The sequence below is a fragment of the Rhodococcus globerulus genome (assembly GCF_019334125.1).
Classification (GTDB): Bacteria; Actinomycetota; Actinomycetes; order Mycobacteriales; family Mycobacteriaceae; genus Rhodococcus_F; species Rhodococcus_F globerula.
The window spans coordinates 3,425,364-3,443,976 of sequence record NZ_CP079698.1 but is presented as its reverse complement, the minus strand read 5'-3'; the positions used below and the strand labels follow the sequence as shown (position 1 = coordinate 3,443,976).

The following is an 18,613-nucleotide window of genomic DNA, read 5'->3' as shown; positions in this document are numbered from 1 at the left end:
CGAGCCACTGTGCGTTTGTAGGCCTTGTCCCGTTCCTGCCTCGAGTACCCGAAACAAACCACGTCCTTGACAGCGCCTCGTGGCTCACCGATAGTAGTCAAACGAACGATCGCTAACCTGTCGATTGCAGGTTGAGGCTTCACGGCGTTGCAGTGGCGTCTGCGATCGATCGCTCAGGCTATTCTTCCGAGCTGAAAGTACCGAGGCAGACATGGAAATCGAGCATTCGACTCTGTTCATCGACGGCGAGTGGGCAAAGCCGGCGACTGGTGGTGCGATTCAGGTATTCTCGCCAACTACCGAACAGTTGTTTGGCATTTTTCCGGAATCCTCGACGGCAGATGTCGACTCGGCCGTCGCTGCCGCAGGCCGAGCACTGCGCTCCTCGGAGTGGGCAAACCTGGACGGATCCGATCGCGCCGCGATTCTCGACAGGTTCGCGGATGCTGTCGAACGGCGATCGGAGGAGCGAGCTTCGCTGGTCAGCCGGCAGAACGGTATGCCGATCACTCTCGCCCGGTTTGCTGAGGGGGACGCCCCGGTGCAGCTGCTGCGCTACTACTCCGATCTGATTCGTTCGTCGTCGGTCGAAGAAGTGCGTCAGAGTCTCTCCAGTGCCGGTACGACGATCGTTCGCAAGGAACCGGTCGGCGTCGTGGCCGCGATCGCACCGTGGAATTACCCGGCCATCTTGTCGATGTTCAAGATCGCTCCTGCACTGGCCGCCGGTTGCACGGTAGTGCTCAAGCCTTCTCCCGAAACGACACTCGACTCCTACCTCCTGGCGGAAGCTGCCGTCGAAGCCGGCCTGCCTGCAGGTGTTCTCAATATCGTGACCGGCGGCCCCGACGTCGGTCAGTATTTGGTGGCCCACCCAGGCGTCGACAAGGTTGCGTTCACCGGTTCGACACCTGCCGGTAGGCACATCGGTCGAGTCTGTGGTGAACTTCTGCGTCCCGTCACCCTCGAACTCGGCGGAAAGTCAGCCGCGTTGATCCTCGACGATGCCGACATCGAAACGACCGTGGCAGGCCTGGCCACGGCGTCTCTGCTGAACAGTGGTCAGACGTGCTACATGTCGACGCGAATTCTTGCACCGGCCAATCGGTATTCCGAATTCCTCGATGCGGTGACTGCAATGGCGGCGTCGCTGCCGATCGGTGACCCCGCTGATGCCGGTACCTTTGTCGGCCCCTTGGTCAGCGAGCGTCAGTACAAGCGAGTTCTGTCGATGATCGACGCGGGAAGTGCCGAGGGCGCAACGGTCACGACAGGTGGCAAGCGTCCTGCGCACCTCGATCGTGGATGGTTCGTCGAGCCGACAGTATTCGGCAATCTGAGCAACGACGCGAACATCGCGAAGGACGAAGTGTTCGGGCCGGTTCTGACCGTGATCCCCTACAGCAACGAAGCCGACGCCATCGCGTTGGCGAATGATTCCGAGTACGGCCTCGGCGGCACGGTGTGGACTGCCGACCGCGATCGAGGGATCGACGTGGCCCGGAAGGTGGAAACAGGTTCCTTCGGAGTGAATACCTATGGCCTGGACTGGGGTTCGCCCTTCGGTGGGGTCAAGGCCAGTGGGGTAGGCCGTGAATTGGGGCCGGAAGGGCTCGCGTCGTACTACAGCCTCAAATCGATCTTCCTGCCGGAGTAGCACTGCTCGAATGCCCCGGAGTGCCGAACTCCGGGGCTGCGGTTGTCTATCGGCCGGCCGCCGAGATACCGGCTTTGCGGCCGAAGAAGGTGCCGTCTCCCAACGAGGTTCCGCTGATGTATCCCCAAGAATGCAGGCCTGATGTTGCTCGGCCGGCCGCGAACAGTCCAGGGATAGCTTCCCCGTCCAGATTGAGGACTCTGCCGTCGACAGTGGTCCACAGACCGCCGGTGGTAAACACCTCGGCACCGCCCCCATTCGATGCGCCAAGCTCGGGAGGCGCCATCCCGCGTCGAACATCAATTGCCGCGTAAGGAGATTGGAGCGGACGCAACCATCGCGCAGATTTGTGGAAGTACGGGTCGACTCCATCTGCTGCATGCTTGTTGTACTCACCGATCGTGGTGACCAACGCTCCTGCGGGCATCCCGATTTCTTCCTCGAGTTCTTCGAGGGTTTCGGCCACATAGTGAGGCTGCACCCCCCAACGTTCTACTTCGGGGACTTCTTCGTACGCCTGCTCATCGAGGATTACCCATACATCGAGACCGTGTCGGTACAACGCGGCCTGACCGACCAAGCCGGGATAGACATCCTCGTTGATGAAGCGTTGCCCCACGTTGTTGACGATCATGCCGCGCACCATCATTGCGGGAACCAGCGTGATTCCCACCTGGCCGGCAGACATGTGTTTGACGGCAGCTCCGACTGCCTGGGCGATAACGATGCCCCGACCGTCGTCGCCACCATCACTATTCACGCCCAATCCCACAAGCTGTGGTGCGTGTTGAGCCACCATCTCGGCATTGTCGGCGAAGCCACCTGTGGTGAGAACAACCCCGCGTCGCGCGCGGTATGTGACCGTCTTGCCGAAACTACGTGCACTGACCCCAACGACGCGAATGCCGTCCATGATGAGGCGTGTGGCGTATGTATCGGTGTGTACGCCGATATTGTGTGCAGCCACCTGTTCGGAGAGCTTTGCCATCAATACCTTGCCGCCGAAGCCGTCAGCGGTGACGCGGTGACCACGCGGAGCTGGTTTGGCGAGTTCGTCGTAAGGCCAGCTGTTTTCGCCCAGCCACATCAAACCGTCATCAGTGGGTGGCACCCACGTAGGAGAATCCCACAACGACGGTTTGAACGGCACACCGTGATCGACCAGCCACTGGTAGTGCTCCAAACTGCCATGGGCGTAGGCATCGATTTTCTCTTTGTCTGCGTCCGGCCCGAGCGCAGCCATGAGGTACGCCGCCATATCTTCGGGAGTATCGGAGAATCCGCATGCACGCTGAGTTTCGGTGCCGCCGCCGAGATAGATTTCGCCACCGGACAGTGCGGACGACCCGCCTCCACCGCTTGCCCGTTCGAGCAGAATCACGTCACTGCCACGAGCGCAGGCCTCCAACGCTGCCGCTGCACCCGCGCAGCCGTATCCGACGACGAGGACTTCGGTTTCGTGGTCGAAATTCTCTACATCGTGGATATTCAGTGGGGCTACGGGATGGCGCGCACTCATAGAAGATCTCCAGTTCAGTTGTGTTTTCCGCACGCTACGGTCGCTCGTAGTGCTGGTGAAGTGCTTGTGCCATCCAGCGGGAGATGTCGGGTCTGAGTAGATAGCTCGGCAGCCAGTCGGCTGACTCGCAGAGGCCCGGCGACGTATCCTGAATCCAGAAATCGAGAACTCCGTATTGAAGAGACGAGGCTCGGGATGTCCGATTGGGTGAAGAAGATCGAGGCCGAGGCCAAAGGTCTGCTAGCCGAGGCAGAAGAAGAGCTGACGGTGTTGGAGGGCGTCGACACCATCGATCCTCTTGCCGAGCAAGGTGAAGACACGCCCACATCGGATTGAGCCTCGAGTACGCCAGGGTCCGTCAGAACGGTGGCGGGTCGTTGCCCTGGTTGGTGCGCTTTTTGGGGGGAGATCGGAAAGGCTGCCCAGAAAGTCCAGAACTGTTACATCCGGCTTACTCGCGCCCACGCAGCCCGCCAGTCCACTGAGAGCGATCACTCGTGCAGTGTCGACGACACTGAATCTGACTGACGTCGAGTGGGGCTCTGTGAATTGCGTGTTCGCTCCAGCCCAACGCTGCGCAATGTCTTCGTCGGTTGTCTCAATATCGTTATCTCATGCGCCGGAGTTGGCGCAGAGGTTGCCGTCTTGGCCGACGCCCGTCCACACCCTGCGTACTCGTGCGGGACCCATCGCCTCGACGAAGAAGACTTGGGCTTGCGATTGTCGTGTCTCGATCTCGATCGGGTTCCGTCGGGACAGTTCCTTCACTTGTATTAATTAGTTATAGTGTTTTTGTCATTGGGGTACGTCAAATCCGCGCTCTGTTGGCTAGCGGCTGGAACGAGTAGGGGTGAAGACAATGGGCGATGGCACGACAGCATTGGTGGGAAGGCTGGTTATCGACTTACCCACGTCCACGGTGACTGTCTGTAGCGCTGCGGCGAGCATTCTCGGGGAAACGTTCGTCGAATCGGTGGAACGTCAGGTCAACCAACCCCGGCGTGGTCTGCGTGATGTGCGTCCAGAGGTCGCCGCCGCGCTCAGTGCGAAGCACTGCAATCACGTAGTCCTGCGGCGGCGCGATGGAATACTGCGAGAGCCGGTAGTGATGGCTGTTGAACCAGCCAACGGCCAATCTGCCCTGATCGTCGCTCACATAGTGGATCACAGCAGGGACGAAGACTTGGCCGCCGCGGACCAGGCGGTCCTCGTGGATCTTTTGGCGGATGGTGGTGCAGATGGAGCCGCCAGGCTCGTCGGTGCGGTCGCCGAGCGGTATGGCGTAGACGATTACACTGCGTCGGCGATCCTGCGATACAACGCAGAGCGGTCTCTGGAGAAGTCGAATATGACGGTTTGATCTTGCGCGACTGGGCTTGGTTTGCCGCCTAGTTGGGCATTCCCCTTGCTTTTGATCGCGAAGGTCTCCTCGAGAGCTTCGTCATTGGCTCGATACGCCACCTACCCGCTGTCGATTGCTCCTAATTCTCAGTTGCGGCTTCGCCGGACGTGGTGAGCCTTGACTCGCCTCGGGTCTGAGCGAGGATGTTCGAAAGACTCCGGACTTCCTCTTCCAGTATCCCAACAGCGGAAACAAGCGACGACAGTACGGATACAACCGCTCCGTCGGCCAAACCTTCGTAGACGTAATTGTCCACAGCTCGGTCGAACTCGCGAGCGATGGCAACACTCATGCTGGAGCCCGACGTGAGCTCGTCACGTAGATCAGCTGCAATCACGAGGAATTCCTTTCGTTGAAAATTAATCCTTGTATTTTAAGTTTAGCGTTTCGAGTGTCGGGATGTTGGCATTCCACGACAGTGAAGGCAGGGCGATGGCCAGGGCTCGTTCGTTAGGTTGTATCTAGCCTTGGCCTTTCGCGTGATTCGGCGGTCGGGTGGAATGTCGTACCGGCCACCGGAATCCGTGAAGGAACCGGGTGAGAGATTTGGGTAGGCTAAGACGAGTTTCTCACTTTACATCTAGCGGGAAGAGTGCTCACCGTGGTTTCAACCGAATCGAACGTCATCGCCGAGTTGGCGGCCAGACAGCAGATCGCCGAATCGCTGTACTCGTACTGCCGTGGGCTCGATCGAATGGATCGACCGCTGGCCGACAGTGTCTGGCACCCAGACGGTACGGCTGACTACGGTCCAGGATATCGAGGCAGTGCAGCGGGGTTTCTCGATTTCGTGTGGGCTTACCACCTCAGGTTAGAGTCGCATTCCCATATGGTGAGCAACACCATCATCTCGGTCGATCTGAATTCGGGCACGGCGAAGAGCGAATCGTATGTCGCCGTGTGGTTGCGGTCGGCACCGTCGGGAGGAACGGTCACCGATGTGTTTCACCGCGGCCGATACGTCGATCGATGGTCTCTGCGCGAAGACTTGTGGGCAATCGATCATCGGATCTACGTTGCAGACCTCATGCATGAGACGTCGAATCAAGCGGGACCTGAAACCTGGGGGCGAAGGGACACCACAGACCCGAGCTACCAGGTTCTGGGCTGACGCAGCTATATCTCCGACGGTGACTAGGAGGATCAGATCTGTGCGACAGCAACGTCGGTCCGACATGACGGGCTACCTTGGTGACGACTCGGTTCACAATTGGTGTGTCCCGCCAGCGGACAGCGCTCTGCGGACAGTGCTGCGGGAAACTTCACTTCACGCGAGCGACTGCTCGAGCTCACTTCGATGCAGGGGCCGGCCTCGTGCCCAATCCTTGACGAAAAGGCTTCCTTAATCCCTCCCGGCTCGCCTGGAGCTAGGAGGGACAAGGGGGAGTTGCGTGAACTGTCGTAACTTGATCAGTTTTTCATCACATCGAGCCGGATCACTACTCACATCCCCAGCCCAGTCCATTGGTGTAATGCGGCAGGGAGATACTCGGAACAAGACTCCCTACCGCAACACCGCACGTTCTCAGTCGCCGACCTTCGCCGCTTCTCTCCGTGACACCACAGGTTCTGCCAAGCTCTGCTCGATGACTATCTTCTGCACTCGATCGATGGTCTCGGCGAAGCCGGGACCGAGCCGTTTGCCGGGTGTGAACGTTGCGGGCATGTTCACCAGTCCGTTGATCTGCCCTACGGACTCGTAATGCACAACTTTCTCCGAGTCGACGACGAAGTCGGGCATGCGTTCGAGCACCGCGGTCAACATCCGCTTGAAGAGGACGCGAGCGACGTTCGAGCCGATGCAGCGGTGGATACCGAGTCCGAACGCAGCATGACGGTTCGCACCGCGGTCGAAGTCCACTTCATCCGGGTTCGGGAACACATTAGGCGATCGGTTTGCCATCGCCCATGAGATCCAAAGGCGCTCGCCCTCTTTGAACTCGACGCCGTTGATCTCGATATCCTGGCTGAAGGTCCGCGCGTCGCCCTGTGCAGGGGTGAAATAGCGGAGGAATTCTTCAGTCGCCGGGTCGAGAAGAGTGTCGATCTCGTCGATGAGACGAGTTCGCTCTGCCGGATGCTGAGACAACCACAGGATGGACTGACCGGTCAGTGCGGTTGTGGTGTCGAACCCGCCGCCCACCAGCAGCATCGCTGTGCCCGTGACCTCCTGGTCGGTGAGGGGCTTGCCTACGACGGTTGTCTTCACGAGAGCGTCCATCAGGCCTGGTCGGGGATTCGCGCGCACCTCGGGCACCGCCGCGGTCAGGGCGGCACGGCTGTCCATGGCCATCTGCGTCACCCGTTCGTGGTCGGGCGAACCTGGCGGGGTGTACATCAGCGCGTGAGCGGGTTCGTTGTGAATTTCCCAGTCGGTGAGCGGCAGGCCCAACATGCCCATGGTCACGACCGCCGGAACGACGTTCGCGAGGTCGTGGACGAAATCGATACTGCCGCTTTCTATCTTGTCGTCGATGCACGCACGAACGAGGTCGTCGATGACCGGAATCCACCGTACGACGGCGGCTGGTGACAAGTAGGGGTTGAGCGTCTTCCGGAAGTCGGTCTGTTCCGGCGGATCCAGCTCGAGGAATGACGGAGTGTCGTACGGGCCATAGTCATACGCCGGGATGGAGATGCCCTTGTACCCGTTCTTGCTGCCGTCGGCGTCCCGGAAGTTGGTTACCGCGTCGGATCGGCGAGCGAGTGCGAAAACCTCGTCCATTCCGCTGGCAACCCAGTGGTCTTCGTATGAATCAGTCCACGCGATCGGACACTTCGCATGAAGCTCGTGTGTCTTCTCCGCGAACTCGATACGAAAGTTCGGCCCGTGGCGTTGATAGTCGATCGGGCACTTCTTCAGGTTTTCGACATTGCGAACATCGTCTGCTGTCATGATTGCTCCGGGTGCGATCGAGGCGCTCTTACGCAGCGCCAGAGGATATTACGGTTCAGGCTTCCTGAATTGCATGCTCGGAGATCTCGACGATCGCGCGCTCGGGGCACGAGAGCATGGCCTCGCGCGCGACGCCCTCGAGTTCGGCGGGGACGTCACCGTCGATCGCGTAGGCGTGCCCGTCCTCGTCCCTGAGTTGGAAGAGGTCGGGTGCGACCATCGAGCAGATTGTGTGTCCCTGACAGATGTCCTGGTCGACATGAATTCTCATGGTGCATCTCCTTCGGAGCTGTCGGTGGGTGTTTACGGGTGGAAGGAATGCATCTTCAGGTAACCGCCCGCATCGACCCGCATCTGAGTGCCGGTGACGTAGCGTGCTTCATCGGAGGCAAGGTAGAGGACGGCGTTGCTGATGTCGACAGGCTCGACCCACGGAATCGGCATCGCCTGCTGAACATGGAAAGGGCCGACAGCATCGTCGAGAGTCGGGCTCTCGAGATCCGGACGGAAAATCTTGTACATCGCCTCGCTCTGCAGCATGCCGGTGTTGCAGTTCGTCGGATGGACGATGTTCGCACGAATCATCTGAGGTGCGAGAGCGCGCGCGATTTCGTGAATGTACTGCGAGAGCATCATTTTCGCGACCGTGTAACCGGATCCGCCCGGATCCGCTCCCGGATTTTCCACCACATCGTTGGGCATGAACGCCGCCGTCGATCCGGTCGCGATGATCGACGCACCCGCCTTCAGGTGCGGCAGGGCCTCGTGGATCGCATTCTGCGCACCCATCAGGTTGACGCCGATGACATCGAGCCAGCCTTGCATGTTCGGGCCCCCCAACATCGGGGCGATACCGGCGTTGGCGACGACGATGTCGAGCTTGCCGAATTCCGAGATCCCCTGATCGAGTGCCGAACGCAACTGCGAAGCCTCACGCACGTCGGCTTCGACGGCGACGATACGACGGCCCTGCGCCTCGACCAGACGGACGGTCTCCTTCAGGTCCTCGGGTGTCCCGAGTGGATAGGAGTTGGTCTCGATGTTGCGGCACAGGTCGACCGCGATGATGTCCGCGCCCTCCTCCGCAAGCCGCACCGCGTGACTGCGTCCCTGCCCACGGGCTGCGCCCGTGATGAATGCGACCTTACCTTCAACTCTGCCCATCGAAGTTTCCTCTCGAGTGAATCTGAATGTTGTTCAAAGCCTGGCTATCTGAAATATCGAGCACGAATCAGGCCGGGCGGGCGATGGTCTTGACCTCGAGGAGATCCTCGAGACCTTCGACGCCCCACCCGGCCACATCCAGTCCGTCAGCGCCGACACCTGAATGCATTCCTGGCACCTACCGACTCCCGACGGTTACATCTTTTACTTCGTTTACTCAGTGATCTCGACCACATGAACTCTAGGTCGTGTTGCGGGGTGGCGCAAGTCCCACTTCGTCCATCCACGTTTTTGCTCGCAGGCGGCTTTGGATTCTCTGCACACAAGAGATTTGGACACGCATCATTCCTCTTTGTGCTGCTGGTGGTCCCGCTATTAGTAGATCGACTCCTCGCATCGGGGTCGAGATCTGGCGCGTCGGACCAACGTCGCGACACCACGTCGTACGCGCTGGTGGTCAACGACGACGGGGCCGCTGATTTGGTGCGGGAAATAGCAGCGTGATGACGTCACCGGGGCCGAAGTCCGAGTCGCAATGTTGCGGTTGCGCTATGGGACGTGGCGTTACGTCTACAACTGGGTACCGAGCACGGTAACCAACCTCGACGGACGGACTGCCGGAATGGGGCTACACGTTTCTCGGGTAGAAGATCCCGATGAGATTGCAGCGCGTGAATTGAAAGTCATGGCCCCGTTGCCGGAGCGCGAGGTATGCGGCTGAACAAACCTCGGCAAGGGATTCGCTCTGTATCGGTGATATTCGTTCGACGATGGCAGCGAGTTTTACGTCGAGGGCCGAAACGACCATGATCGTCAGGGGCGGCGAGAGTATCGTCACCCCTGACGATCGGCAAGGAGCTGGAGGGAACACCCAAGTGTCGGTTCACGTCTCGGTGAATGGTCCGGATGGGGTGTCGGAATCGGATTCGCTGCGCTCGCACAGTGGGATGTTGGCAAGACATCCGCAGCAGCGATTCTCCAGGGCGCCAGCGCCCACAGACTCAGTGGAGTATGTCTCGAACCTGAGCGCTCAGGTGATCCGCCGGCATTATCGAACGTGCGACACCCATGTGTTTCTTCCAATGGGCTATCGCACCGGCTTCGTCACGTGCACGTAGAAGCTTGATCAGTCGCCGTTGTGACCGTACGAACAACTTGTAGTTTGCCTGATATGTCTCGACGTCATTGCGACTGCGCTCGAGCGCGACGGAAACGGTGTGGCGTTCTACGATCTCGTGAAGCATGCCAGCGGTCAGGGCAAGGGTGGCATTTCCCGATAGTTGAACCATGAGGAGGTGGAAACGTGCAGCAGCACTGCCGAAGTCGTCGGCCGCATATCCAGCGGGGATATCCTCGTCGACGAATCGCTCGAGTTCGTCGAACGCAGCCTCTGTCCCGCTCACCGCAAGAAGGCCGGCTGCGGCGGGTTCGATAGCTTCGCGGGCGACGAGCACGTCGGAAACCGTTGCCCCCGAGAGTTCGAGGAGTAATGATGCAGGGCGGGCCACTATCTCCGGTCCGGGCACGCAGACCCGGGCGCCGGTACGTGATCCGCGACGGACCTCGACGAGACGTTCTGCTTCGAGGACTCGGACCGCTTCGCGGAGAGTCGGTCGACTGACCGAGAAGTGTTCCATCAGTTCTGCTTCGTGGGGCAGGTGATCGCCGTCGACCAGTTTTCCTTCGACGATCATGCGACGGAGCTTGCCGGCAACGAGTTCGGCTGTCTTCGGCGTACGGACCGGTCGCCCTGTTGTGCTGAGCAGGTTGAACGCCGGAGCCTCGGTCATGTCAGTCACTGGTCTACCTCGCCTTTGGTCTGGAGCAACTTCATATACCTAGTAAAGCACCCCGAAGTGCTTGATCGGGTTCACAACGGATGATGATGAGATCAATTGCCGCCCTGGTATCGCGACGAACGGATCGGTCTCAGCTCCTCTGAGTTGTAGAAATGTAACTATGTAGTGAGCTAGTGGGATGTAGATGTTCCTCGCAAACGCGGGCGCCGTTCCCGATGCTGTCCGGGGTGGAGTTGACCATTGTCGAGGCGGATCTCGGGGGAGAAGCGGTCGGTGATCTACCGACAGTGGTGGGCAAGATTCCCGTTCGCATGAGTGATGCGCGCATTGGTGCAAAAGGGCGCTTGTTACGAACTTCCATCGAAATCTATTTTATTGCAGTACTATTCGGTTCAGTTAGGTCGTCTTGGTGCCACGTTCTCCAAACGAGACCTAACTTCGCTGCACTACGCCGTGAGTGCATCGTCACCGAAATATGTCGCGCCAACCAGGTCGAGTATGTCCAGGCAACCACCTACATTGATGTTCTCGTGAGTGGTGGACCTGTGGCAGAGAATGGAGATTGTATGTTCACCCCAATTCAGGTGATCGAATGAAGGCTGCAGATCAGTACCACATCGCTATCGTCACTGATGATCCAGAAGCGAAGATGCTCGAGCTCTCGGAACTCTTCGGCTACGAATGGGGCGAAATGATGGGAGGCCCGACTACGGTTACCGTGCCCAGCGGCGATACGACCGTCGATACAACTGTCGAGCTCAAAGCCTGGTATTCACTGTCCGAACCGCGAATGGAGATCGTTCAGAGTGTTCCAGGCTCAGTGTGGACTCCCACTGAGGGTTCTGGCATTCACCATCTGGGCTATTGGGTGGACGATGTCAGTGCGGAGTCCGCCGAACTGACGCGGCGAGGCTACGCAGTCGAGGCGGTAGGCAACTGGCCGGACGGCACTGCGTATTGGGCCTATCACTGCAGTCCGTCCGGTCCACGCATCGAGATTGTCAGCCGGAATCTCAAGCCTGTGTTGGACCGCTACTTCGAGACTGGAAAGTTGTCGTCCTAGTTCAGAAAGACACCGACGTGTGTGGGGTTCACAACTTCGCACACGTCGGTTTTTTTGCCCGGCTTCTACATCGGAATTGGTTGCGGCCATTGCTAAGTGGACGTGATCGCAACTCTCGCCCGCGGTGCTCCACGATCCGGATAGTCAGTCCTGTAAATTTTCGCCGCACCGATCGCTGATCGCCGGATGGGTAAACGCAGCTGCTATCTCTGCCACACAGAGCAGAGATAGCAGCTTCCTTCGATCTACCGGAAATTCGGTGTGGCGACTCCGGCGTTACTTGATGATTACCGTAGTCGGGTCGGTTTGCACACCGTCTTTCATGGTCAAGACGATAAGACCGTTGCCGCATACGGCTTTGAATCCGGCGATTGCTTGTCCGTCGCACGTGAAGGTCAGCCCTGCGCCGGCGGGCAGCGGGATGTCCTTGGCGGAACGGATTGCCGCGTCTAGTGCTGCCGGCGACGTATCGGTACCGGTGACAGACTTGGTGGCACGAATCAGGCCGAGCATTCCCTGATAGCCGGTCACGGCGTAACCCTCGACGGGAGTGTTGGGTGAGTACTTTTTCATAACTTCCCGATACAGAACGCTTTCGGGGGAGTTGGAGACTGTGTCCGCGGATCCGATGATCTTAGTGCCCTCCATGGCGGCGCCGACGGCGTCGACAACGTCCGCGTTGGCGCAGGATTGAACTGCCATGGTCTCGGTGGTCGAGCCCAATGTGTTCAGTGCCTTCAGGATGGAAGTGCAGATCGTTGACTCGCCGTAGACGACGATACCGTCCGGGTTACTGTCGAGCCCCGCATTGACCTGTGGAGTGGCGTCGGGGGTTCCGAAGGGGATGGGGATGATCTTCAGATTTGCGCCGTTGGCGGCGAATGCGGGTACGCCGATCTGTTCGAGAGATCCGGTTGCCGCGGGAAGATCAATCGTATATGCGACAACATTTTTCATCCCTTTCTCTCCGGCGTATTGAGCCATGGCCTGGGAAGTGTTGGAACCTGCGGTCCACATGTACGCGCCGTCGCCAGTGGTCTCGACGGCGCTGCCACCGAGTGCGGCGACGTAGGGGATCCCTGCTGAAGTGATGATGGGTGCGATGATCTGGCCGAGGCCACTGCTGGGGAGTACCACCGCGGATACCTTTGCTTCGACCATCTGGTTTGCGCAATCGCGTGCAGAGACAGGTTCTTCTTGTTGTTTGCAGATGACCAATTCGACAGGGCGGCCACCGATGCCACCGAGCTGCTCGTTTGCATATTTTGCGGCAGCTTCGGCGGCTTCCCGGTTTTCGGGCTGTGAAACAGCCTGCCCATTTTCGTTATTGATGAACCCGATCTTTACAGGTGTGCCTGTGGCGGCGATACCGGGGAATGCGCCGGCGGGTAGATCTGCCGAAGAGGAGGACGATGAGGAGTCGGAGGTATCGCCTGCGCTCTCGCTGCTACAAGCAGTCATTGCTGTCATCGCAACGACGGCAATGGACGCCGCCACTATCTTTGAAACATGCAGGCCGTTCGAGGGTTTCATCGGTGGTCCTTCTGTTGGGGTGGATAACATCGGCCGCCGTTGAAGCCATGGCGGACCGGGTGAAGTGGATGGAGACGGCAGAAGCGCTCCGGGTTTCGATATGCCTGCTCGTAGCGGCGTATTCGTCAGCCCTGTGTCAGATGATCGTGCTCTGTTCAACGGCGTCCACGGTCTCTACTGCTTCCGTGCGCGGACGTTCGTTTGCGCCCAGATATGCGTCTTCGATCAGGTGAGGGTGTGCCGCAAGTTCGGCGGCATCCCCTTGCAAGACGTTGTCACCGTGGCGCAGGACGAGTGCTGTGTCGGCCACCGTCAGTGCGAGCTGCACGTGCTGCTCGACGAGTATGACGGCAGTTCCGGTGGTATCGGCGACTGTCCGCAATACCGGGAGAAGCCGTTCGACGATGACAGGTGCCAAACCCATGCTCAACTCGTCGATGAGAAGTACTTTCGGGTGTTGAATCAGGGCGCGCCCGATGGCAAGCATTTGCTGTTCTCCACCAGAGAGTGCGCCGGCGTGCACTTTCAGTCGCTTGTCCAGCTCTGGAAAGTAGCCGAGAATCTTCTCTCGCGATGCGGCCCATTCGCGTCGTGATTTCACTGCCAGTCGAAGGTTCTCTTCCACGGTCAGGGTGGTGAACAGTGCGCGGTCGTCGGGGACGAACACCAGCCCGGCGTCGGATGCGCTGCGTGCGTGCCCGGACTTGACGTGATGGCCGGTGATCTCCACCGTGCCACCGAGACTGGGCAACAAACCTGCCAGCGTGAGCAGCATAGTTGTCTTGCCTGCGCCGTTCGGTCCGAGGAGCGCGAGGATTTCGCCTTCACGTAATTCTAGATCGAAATCGCGAACGCAGGGTCGGCCCTGCGAATAGCCGGCATCCATATCGGTGCACTTCAAGACCGCGGTCATGCGTTCAGCTCCTGTCCGGTGTGCGTCGCGCCGAGGTAGGCCCGGGTAACTGCGGGGTCCTTGCGTATTTCTTCCGGAGTGCCGATTGCGATGACTTTACCCAGATCGAGAACGACAATCCGGTCGCAGACCTCCAAGACCAGCTCCATATCGTGATCGACCATGACGACCGTCAGGCCTGAATCACGTACGGCCCGTAGTCGATTCCCCAGCCACATGCTTTCGGTGCTGCCCAGTCCGGCAGCAGGTTCGTCCAGCAGTACGACGCGCGGCCGGCCGGCGAGAGCGCGGGCAACCGAGACCAACTGGCGTTGTCCTTGAGAGAGTTCCTTGACCGGTCGGTCCGCGACCGAGCTCAGGTGTAGTAGTTCGAATAGTTCGTCGAGGCCAGCGGAATCGAGTGGCGGATTGTCCGGTCCTCGATGGTGTGACGCAGTTGTGCCGACGGAGACGTTTTCGCGGACCGAGAGATCGTCGTACAACTCGATGCCTTGGAAGGTGCGCCCGAGTCCGGAGCGACTGCGTTGAAAAGCCCTCTTGCCGTTGAGATTCAGGCCGCCGATTGTGACACTGCCGGTGGCGTCGGCGAAGCCGCTGATCGCATCGATAAAGGTGGTCTTGCCGGCTCCGTTGGGGCCGATCAGGCCGATGATCTCGCCGTCACGGACATCGAATGAGACGTCGTCGAGTGCGGTGATGCCGCCATATCGGACACCGATTTCGTGGCTGGAGAGGACGACGTCACCGATCGGACGGGCAGTGCCGAGGTACGGGGTTGTGCTGTCCAACTCGAACTCGATGTGCTCGGATTCTGGGTCGGTAGTTGCGGGGGTGATCTTGCGGCGCAGGTAGTCGACCGTCTTGTGCACTTCGGAGATGATTCCTTCTGGATTCATGATGACGGTGATAACCAGGAGAACCCCGGTGATCACTGCGTAGTAGCTACCGACGTTGGCGACGCGGTCGAGGAAGATGAACATTATTCCGCCGGCTCCCATGACTCCGGCGAGTATTCCGCCGGAGACGCAGGTGACACCTGCCAGGTAGGCGACTGCGAACATCGCGATTCCGCCCATGGCAGAGAAGGATTCAGGAACGGCCATGGTTTGTTGGTACGCCATCAAGGACCCGCCGAGACCGGCGATGAACGCGCCGATCGCGAAGGCAATCAGTTTCGTGCGGGAAACGTTGATGCCGGAGGCGGCAGCAGATCGCTCGTTTGCACGTACCGCGAGCATTGATGCACCGAGTCGACTGGTTCGTAGTTTTGCCGTACCGACGGCGATGATCACCAGTACTGCGAGGCAGAGAATGCCGAAGGAGATTTTTGGATAGGAGTCGCCGGATCCGATCCCGAGATCGATGCCGAACAGCGACGGGTCGTCGACGCGTGCTCCGTTGACTCCACCGTTCAACTTGTTGTTGCGGAACCAGAACATCTCGAGAAACACTGCGAGGCTCAACGTCACCACCGCGACGGGTAGTCCTCGGATGCGTAGTGCCGGCAGGCCGACGACTACCCCGATCACCATCGCCACCAGTGCTGCGAGGACGGGGGCAATGGGGAAGGGGATTCCCCACTCCGTGGTGAAGCGGCTGAGCATGAATGCGGCCACTCCGGCAAGCGCTAACTGCGCCAACGATATTTGTCCTGCGAATCCGGTGACCAACACCTGTGAGATGGCGATGACCGCGAGGGTGAACGTCAAGATCACCGCACCGCGGTAGCTGCCGTGAGTGAAGACGAGAAATCCTAGCGCGATCACGGTGAAGGTGACTGTGGGGATCACCAAGTTCTTGGGCCGTGGCGCGGCGCCAAGGGTGTTCTGGATGATCGCACCACGTGTGGGGAGCGGTCGTCCGCGGAAGACGAGAAAAATGAGGATCAGGATCAGCGGAATCAACTCGGCCATTCCCGCTTGTGGTAGCCAGCTCACCGTTGCCTGCAGGTGGGTCATCTCCGACTGGAGCACACCGATTCCGAGTCCGGCAGCCACGGCTGGTCCGATGGAATTGAAGTTTCCGACTAACGCCGCGGCGAGGGCCGGGACGATGAACATTGTGTAAGAGATCGGGATGAGCGGCACGATCGGGGCGATGAGGATGCCGCTGAGCCCGGCGATCATGGTGCTCAATGCCCAGTTGGCGTAGGCGATTCGTTCGGGGGAGAGCCCGGTGACGATCGCGCCTTTCTCCGATTCGGCAGCCGCTCGGGTTGCCAGTCCGAATCGGGTCAATCGGAAAGCGAGCACGAGCAGGATGGTCAGAACGATGATGATGGCGGCGAACCAGATTCGGTCTGCCGGTATACGAATGCCGCCGAATTTCATGACATTTGTAGGCAGGATGGCTTTCACCGAGACCGGAGTTGTGCCGACCCTCGCCGCCAAGAGAGCCTGAACGGCAAGCATCAGAGCGATCGAGGCTACGGCCTTGGCGGTGGCCGGCGCGGTCCTGAGCAGCCTGAATACTGCGAAGTACATCAGCACGCCTAGGGCTGCGGCGATGGCCATTGCTATGCCCATCGCTGGGATCAGTCCTATCGGGCCACCCAGATCCAGGGTTTTGGGCAGGCCAGGTATCGGGATCAGGAGTTCGCCGCTGCGTAGGTAGGCGTACGTATAGGCGACGTAAAGCGCGATAGCGCCGGTCGCGAAGTTCACTACGCCCGAGCTTCGGTAGGTCATGACCAATGCCAGGGCGAGCGCTGCGTAGACAGCGCCGTTACCCAGCCCGAGGAGCAGGAACTGGAGATCTTGGGTCATCACTTGGGTCTTTCGCTAGAAAGGGAAGAGTGGCTGCTGCTGTCGGATCAGTTGAGGATGACCTCAGGGTCAGTTAGCTAGTCGCCGCGACGGCCTCTGACCTCCGCGTTGACATCTCCCGAGAGACTTAGGTCACTAAGTCAGGTTTCTACTATGACACAACATGATGATGTACGTCACTAAGTGGGTGAAGTTTCGGTTCGGCCGGGTTGGTCGCAAGTGCGTCGTCGGTCGTCTTGTGGTGGGAGTCGTGCCCGAACCGCCCGTGCGGCCTGTTGTAGTGATGTCGAATAAGTACTTGCAGCGCAACGGATTTGTACTACTTACCGATGTCAGTTGAACTGCCGGAGCTGCTACTGTTCGAGGAGCGCTGAGTGGAAAATCTCCAGCTCAATTACTGGACAGCGATGAGTAAAGATATAGATAACTTAGATATCGAACTATTTGCTGCCTTCTGACACGTCGAATTCAACACCGCACTAATCGAATGAAGGTGGCAAGGGTCTTTGCTGCCTTGTTGGTTGTAGCGAAGTCGGCTTCGGTGCGGTAGATGCTCTCTGTGACGTGGCGTGGCATCGCGATCTCGTGCGGGCGGATTGGCACACTCGGGCGACGCGCGCTAGGGATGAAAGTTTTCGCCTGAGTGCAAATGTCCTCGGAGGTCGCCCCAATGAGGTGTGGGAGATGTCGGAGGTGTCAGGTTTTGCGACAGATTCAGGCCGGCGTGTCTAGTGGACCGTTCTGGTGGCTGTGACGATGGGTCCGAGGCGCTTTCGGGGTCAGGCTGATGCGGCGCATTACGTGGGCGATTTGTCCGCAGGTGAAACCGAAAATTGTTGTACACCAGAATCATTCGAACATCTAATGTAGAACTGAAAGGCAGTGATTTAGGTCCAGTTTCTTACCCTCGTATGCACGATTGCCGATGCTTCGTTGACGTTGACGTTGACGTTTCGCTGCGCACGCCCAGGGATGTGGCGTCACTGGCTCTTCCGGCCGATTGGTGTCCCGATGGAGATCGGCCGAGTCCCAGGCTGGGCGGATGCTCTCCAACTTGGTTGGAACAGCTTTGACAGAGCGGCATCGACGACTCGATCGTTGAGCGAGTTCACCTCTGGTGTTGTTGCCGAATACAGCCGATATTACTGCATGGAAATTGACTCTCCGCCTTGATATCCCGGTTGTCTACTGTCTGTTCCGTCAGGCGGAACCATAGGTGATGGCTCAGCTCTGAAACTGGTTGACTTGGTCAGTCGGTTCGGTGGAGGCGCTTACAGTGCTTCATCAAGCGACAGGTCGATCTAGGCTTCGGAGGCGTGAGAGTATGGGACTATGTATAGGTGATCAGTTCGAGTGAAGAGTCGACGAGCATGATGAATGCGCTTGCTGTCGTGGCAGATTGGAAGCCGCGACAGTCCGCGAATCAAAATAGTCGAGCGGTACAGCCTCGCCTGGACCGGGGATTTGTGGAACACAGACTGATCACGATGCGCAGAGCGGTCGGACAGCTCGTCGGCGTCGGTTCGTTGGACCGCGAGCGACTGGAAATCGATCCGGCGATAGGGCTTGTCCTTGAACGGATCCTGGCGCTACTGGTCGAATTGGCGGTTGCGATCAACAATCATGTATTGGAAAGCGTGCTGGGTGAAGTGCCGCAGAAATCGGCAGATTCGTTCGGTGCGGCCGAGAAGGCCGGGATGATCGACGCGGAGTTAGCAACCGCTCTAGTGCCTCCGGAAGGCCCGCACAACGTTCTTCTCCAGCTGTACATGGACACCGAACCCGAGGAAGTCGCCGCGGTCGTGTCCGCGGCGACTTCCGGATATGAGGAGTACGTGCAGCAGGTCACTCGCTGGATCGAGGCCAACGCTTCTGCGTGAATGTGTTGTCGAGGCCTGGCGA

16 protein-coding genes are annotated in these 18,613 nt (G+C 59.1%); 7 read left to right on the top strand and 9 right to left on the bottom strand.

Annotation, left to right across the window (positions count from 1 at the left end; genetic code table 11):
- Positions 1–211: 211 nt before the first annotated feature.
- Entirely contained in the window at positions 212–1,657 is a 1,446-nt protein-coding gene (locus KYT97_RS15535; protein ID WP_033233205.1) for an aldehyde dehydrogenase, read from the top strand.
- A gap of 46 nt (positions 1,658–1,703) precedes the next feature.
- On the opposite strand, the gene KYT97_RS15530 is transcribed toward KYT97_RS15535, so the two are convergent.
- Positions 1,704–3,176, bottom strand: a complete 1,473-nt coding sequence (locus KYT97_RS15530; RefSeq protein ID WP_219110184.1) for an FAD-dependent oxidoreductase — start codon at positions 3,174–3,176, stop codon at positions 1,704–1,706.
- A gap of 195 nt (positions 3,177–3,371) precedes the next feature.
- Here KYT97_RS15530 and KYT97_RS15525 point away from each other — a divergent pair, with 195 nt between their 5' ends.
- Both KYT97_RS15525 and KYT97_RS15520 read left to right on the top strand, forming a co-directional pair.
- Positions 3,372–3,512 (top strand): hypothetical protein, encoded by a 141-nt coding sequence (locus KYT97_RS15525; RefSeq protein ID WP_165826230.1) that lies wholly within the window; start codon positions 3,372–3,374, stop codon positions 3,510–3,512.
- 523 nt (positions 3,513–4,035) lie between these two features.
- The gene (locus KYT97_RS15520) at positions 4,036–4,536 is read left to right on the top strand and encodes a hypothetical protein (RefSeq protein ID WP_033233204.1); all 501 of its coding nucleotides are present in this window, start codon (positions 4,036–4,038) and stop codon (positions 4,534–4,536) included.
- Positions 4,537–4,657: 121 nt separating this feature from the next.
- Here the strand turns inward: KYT97_RS15520 and KYT97_RS15515 are convergent, their stop codons facing one another.
- Positions 4,658–4,915 (bottom strand): hypothetical protein, encoded by a 258-nt coding sequence (locus KYT97_RS15515; RefSeq protein WP_092804012.1) that lies wholly within the window; start codon positions 4,913–4,915, stop codon positions 4,658–4,660.
- 264 nt (positions 4,916–5,179) lie between these two features.
- Between KYT97_RS15515 and KYT97_RS15510 the strand changes: the two genes are divergently transcribed.
- On the top strand, positions 5,180–5,689 hold the full coding sequence (locus KYT97_RS15510; protein ID WP_033233802.1) for a nuclear transport factor 2 family protein: 510 nt from the start codon (positions 5,180–5,182) through the stop codon (positions 5,687–5,689).
- A gap of 414 nt (positions 5,690–6,103) precedes the next feature.
- Here the strand turns inward: KYT97_RS15510 and KYT97_RS15505 are convergent, their stop codons facing one another.
- The 4 genes from KYT97_RS15505 to KYT97_RS15490 all read right to left on the bottom strand — a co-directional run bounded on the left by KYT97_RS15505 (position 6,104) and on the right by KYT97_RS15490 (position 10,428).
- A complete protein-coding gene (locus KYT97_RS15505) occupies positions 6,104–7,474 on the bottom strand; it encodes a cytochrome P450 (protein WP_033233202.1) in 1,371 nt (456 codons plus the stop codon).
- A 55-nt stretch (positions 7,475–7,529) separates the two neighbouring features.
- On the bottom strand, positions 7,530–7,745 hold the full coding sequence (locus tag KYT97_RS15500) for a ferredoxin (RefSeq protein WP_033233201.1): 216 nt from the start codon (positions 7,743–7,745) through the stop codon (positions 7,530–7,532).
- A gap of 32 nt (positions 7,746–7,777) precedes the next feature.
- Complete coding sequence (locus KYT97_RS15495; protein WP_033237425.1) at positions 7,778–8,638, bottom strand: mycofactocin-coupled SDR family oxidoreductase; 861 nt, start codon at positions 8,636–8,638, stop codon at positions 7,778–7,780.
- Positions 8,639–9,639: 1,001 nt separating this feature from the next.
- Positions 9,640–10,428, bottom strand: a complete 789-nt coding sequence (locus KYT97_RS15490; RefSeq protein ID WP_051730847.1) for a FadR/GntR family transcriptional regulator — start codon at positions 10,426–10,428, stop codon at positions 9,640–9,642.
- 236 nt (positions 10,429–10,664) lie between these two features.
- Between KYT97_RS15490 and KYT97_RS15485 the strand changes: the two genes are divergently transcribed.
- Both KYT97_RS15485 and KYT97_RS15480 read left to right on the top strand, forming a co-directional pair.
- Entirely contained in the window at positions 10,665–11,033 is a 369-nt protein-coding gene (locus KYT97_RS15485) for a hypothetical protein (RefSeq protein WP_172937944.1), read from the top strand.
- Complete coding sequence (locus tag KYT97_RS15480) at positions 11,030–11,500, top strand: VOC family protein (RefSeq protein ID WP_033237325.1); 471 nt, start codon at positions 11,030–11,032, stop codon at positions 11,498–11,500. The genes KYT97_RS15485 and KYT97_RS15480 overlap by 4 nt, the downstream gene beginning before the upstream one ends.
- Before the next feature lie 276 nt (positions 11,501–11,776).
- Here KYT97_RS15480 and KYT97_RS15475 read toward each other — a convergent pair whose 3' ends face one another.
- From KYT97_RS15475 to KYT97_RS15465, 3 genes are all read right to left on the bottom strand, one after another.
- On the bottom strand, positions 11,777–13,033 hold the full coding sequence (locus KYT97_RS15475) for an ABC transporter substrate-binding protein (RefSeq protein WP_033237324.1): 1,257 nt from the start codon (positions 13,031–13,033) through the stop codon (positions 11,777–11,779).
- A 136-nt stretch (positions 13,034–13,169) separates the two neighbouring features.
- Positions 13,170–13,946: an ABC transporter ATP-binding protein gene (locus KYT97_RS15470; RefSeq protein ID WP_172937943.1), complete on the bottom strand. Its 777-nt coding sequence runs from the start codon at positions 13,944–13,946 to the stop codon at positions 13,170–13,172.
- A complete protein-coding gene (locus KYT97_RS15465) occupies positions 13,943–16,711 on the bottom strand; it encodes a branched-chain amino acid ABC transporter permease/ATP-binding protein (RefSeq protein WP_219110183.1) in 2,769 nt (922 codons plus the stop codon). Before KYT97_RS15465 ends, KYT97_RS15470 begins: the two co-directional genes overlap by 4 nt.
- Positions 16,712–18,198: 1,487 nt before the next feature.
- Between KYT97_RS15465 and KYT97_RS15460 the strand changes: the two genes are divergently transcribed.
- On the top strand, positions 18,199–18,591 hold the full coding sequence (locus tag KYT97_RS15460) for a HepT-like ribonuclease domain-containing protein (protein ID WP_202026744.1): 393 nt from the start codon (positions 18,199–18,201) through the stop codon (positions 18,589–18,591).
- Positions 18,592–18,613: the final 22 nt, after the last annotated feature.

Excerpts from the sequence above, each read along its gene's own strand:
- KYT97_RS15535 (WP_033233205.1), top strand. The coding sequence starts at position 212 with ATGGAAATCGAGCATTCGACTCTGTTCATCGACGGCGAGTGGGCAAAG.
- KYT97_RS15530 (WP_219110184.1), bottom strand. The coding sequence starts at position 3,176 with ATGAGTGCGCGCCATCCCGTAGCCCCACTGAATATCCACGATGTAGAG.
- KYT97_RS15525 (WP_165826230.1), top strand. The coding sequence starts at position 3,372 with ATGTCCGATTGGGTGAAGAAGATCGAGGCCGAGGCCAAAGGTCTGCTA.
- KYT97_RS15520 (WP_033233204.1), top strand. The coding sequence starts at position 4,036 with ATGGGCGATGGCACGACAGCATTGGTGGGAAGGCTGGTTATCGACTTA.
- KYT97_RS15505 (WP_033233202.1), bottom strand. The coding sequence starts at position 7,474 with ATGACAGCAGACGATGTTCGCAATGTCGAAAACCTGAAGAAGTGCCCG.
- KYT97_RS15500 (WP_033233201.1), bottom strand. The coding sequence starts at position 7,745 with ATGAGAATTCATGTCGACCAGGACATCTGTCAGGGACACACAATCTGC.
- KYT97_RS15495 (WP_033237425.1), bottom strand. The coding sequence starts at position 8,638 with ATGGGCAGAGTTGAAGGTAAGGTCGCATTCATCACGGGCGCAGCCCGT.
- KYT97_RS15490 (WP_051730847.1), bottom strand. The coding sequence starts at position 10,428 with ATGACCGAGGCTCCGGCGTTCAACCTGCTCAGCACAACAGGGCGACCG.
- KYT97_RS15480 (WP_033237325.1), top strand. The coding sequence starts at position 11,030 with ATGAAGGCTGCAGATCAGTACCACATCGCTATCGTCACTGATGATCCA.
- KYT97_RS15475 (WP_033237324.1), bottom strand. The coding sequence starts at position 13,033 with ATGAAACCCTCGAACGGCCTGCATGTTTCAAAGATAGTGGCGGCGTCC.
- KYT97_RS15470 (WP_172937943.1), bottom strand. The coding sequence starts at position 13,946 with ATGACCGCGGTCTTGAAGTGCACCGATATGGATGCCGGCTATTCGCAG.
- KYT97_RS15465 (WP_219110183.1), bottom strand. The coding sequence starts at position 16,711 with ATGACCCAAGATCTCCAGTTCCTGCTCCTCGGGCTGGGTAACGGCGCT.
- KYT97_RS15460 (WP_202026744.1), top strand. The coding sequence starts at position 18,199 with ATGCGCAGAGCGGTCGGACAGCTCGTCGGCGTCGGTTCGTTGGACCGC.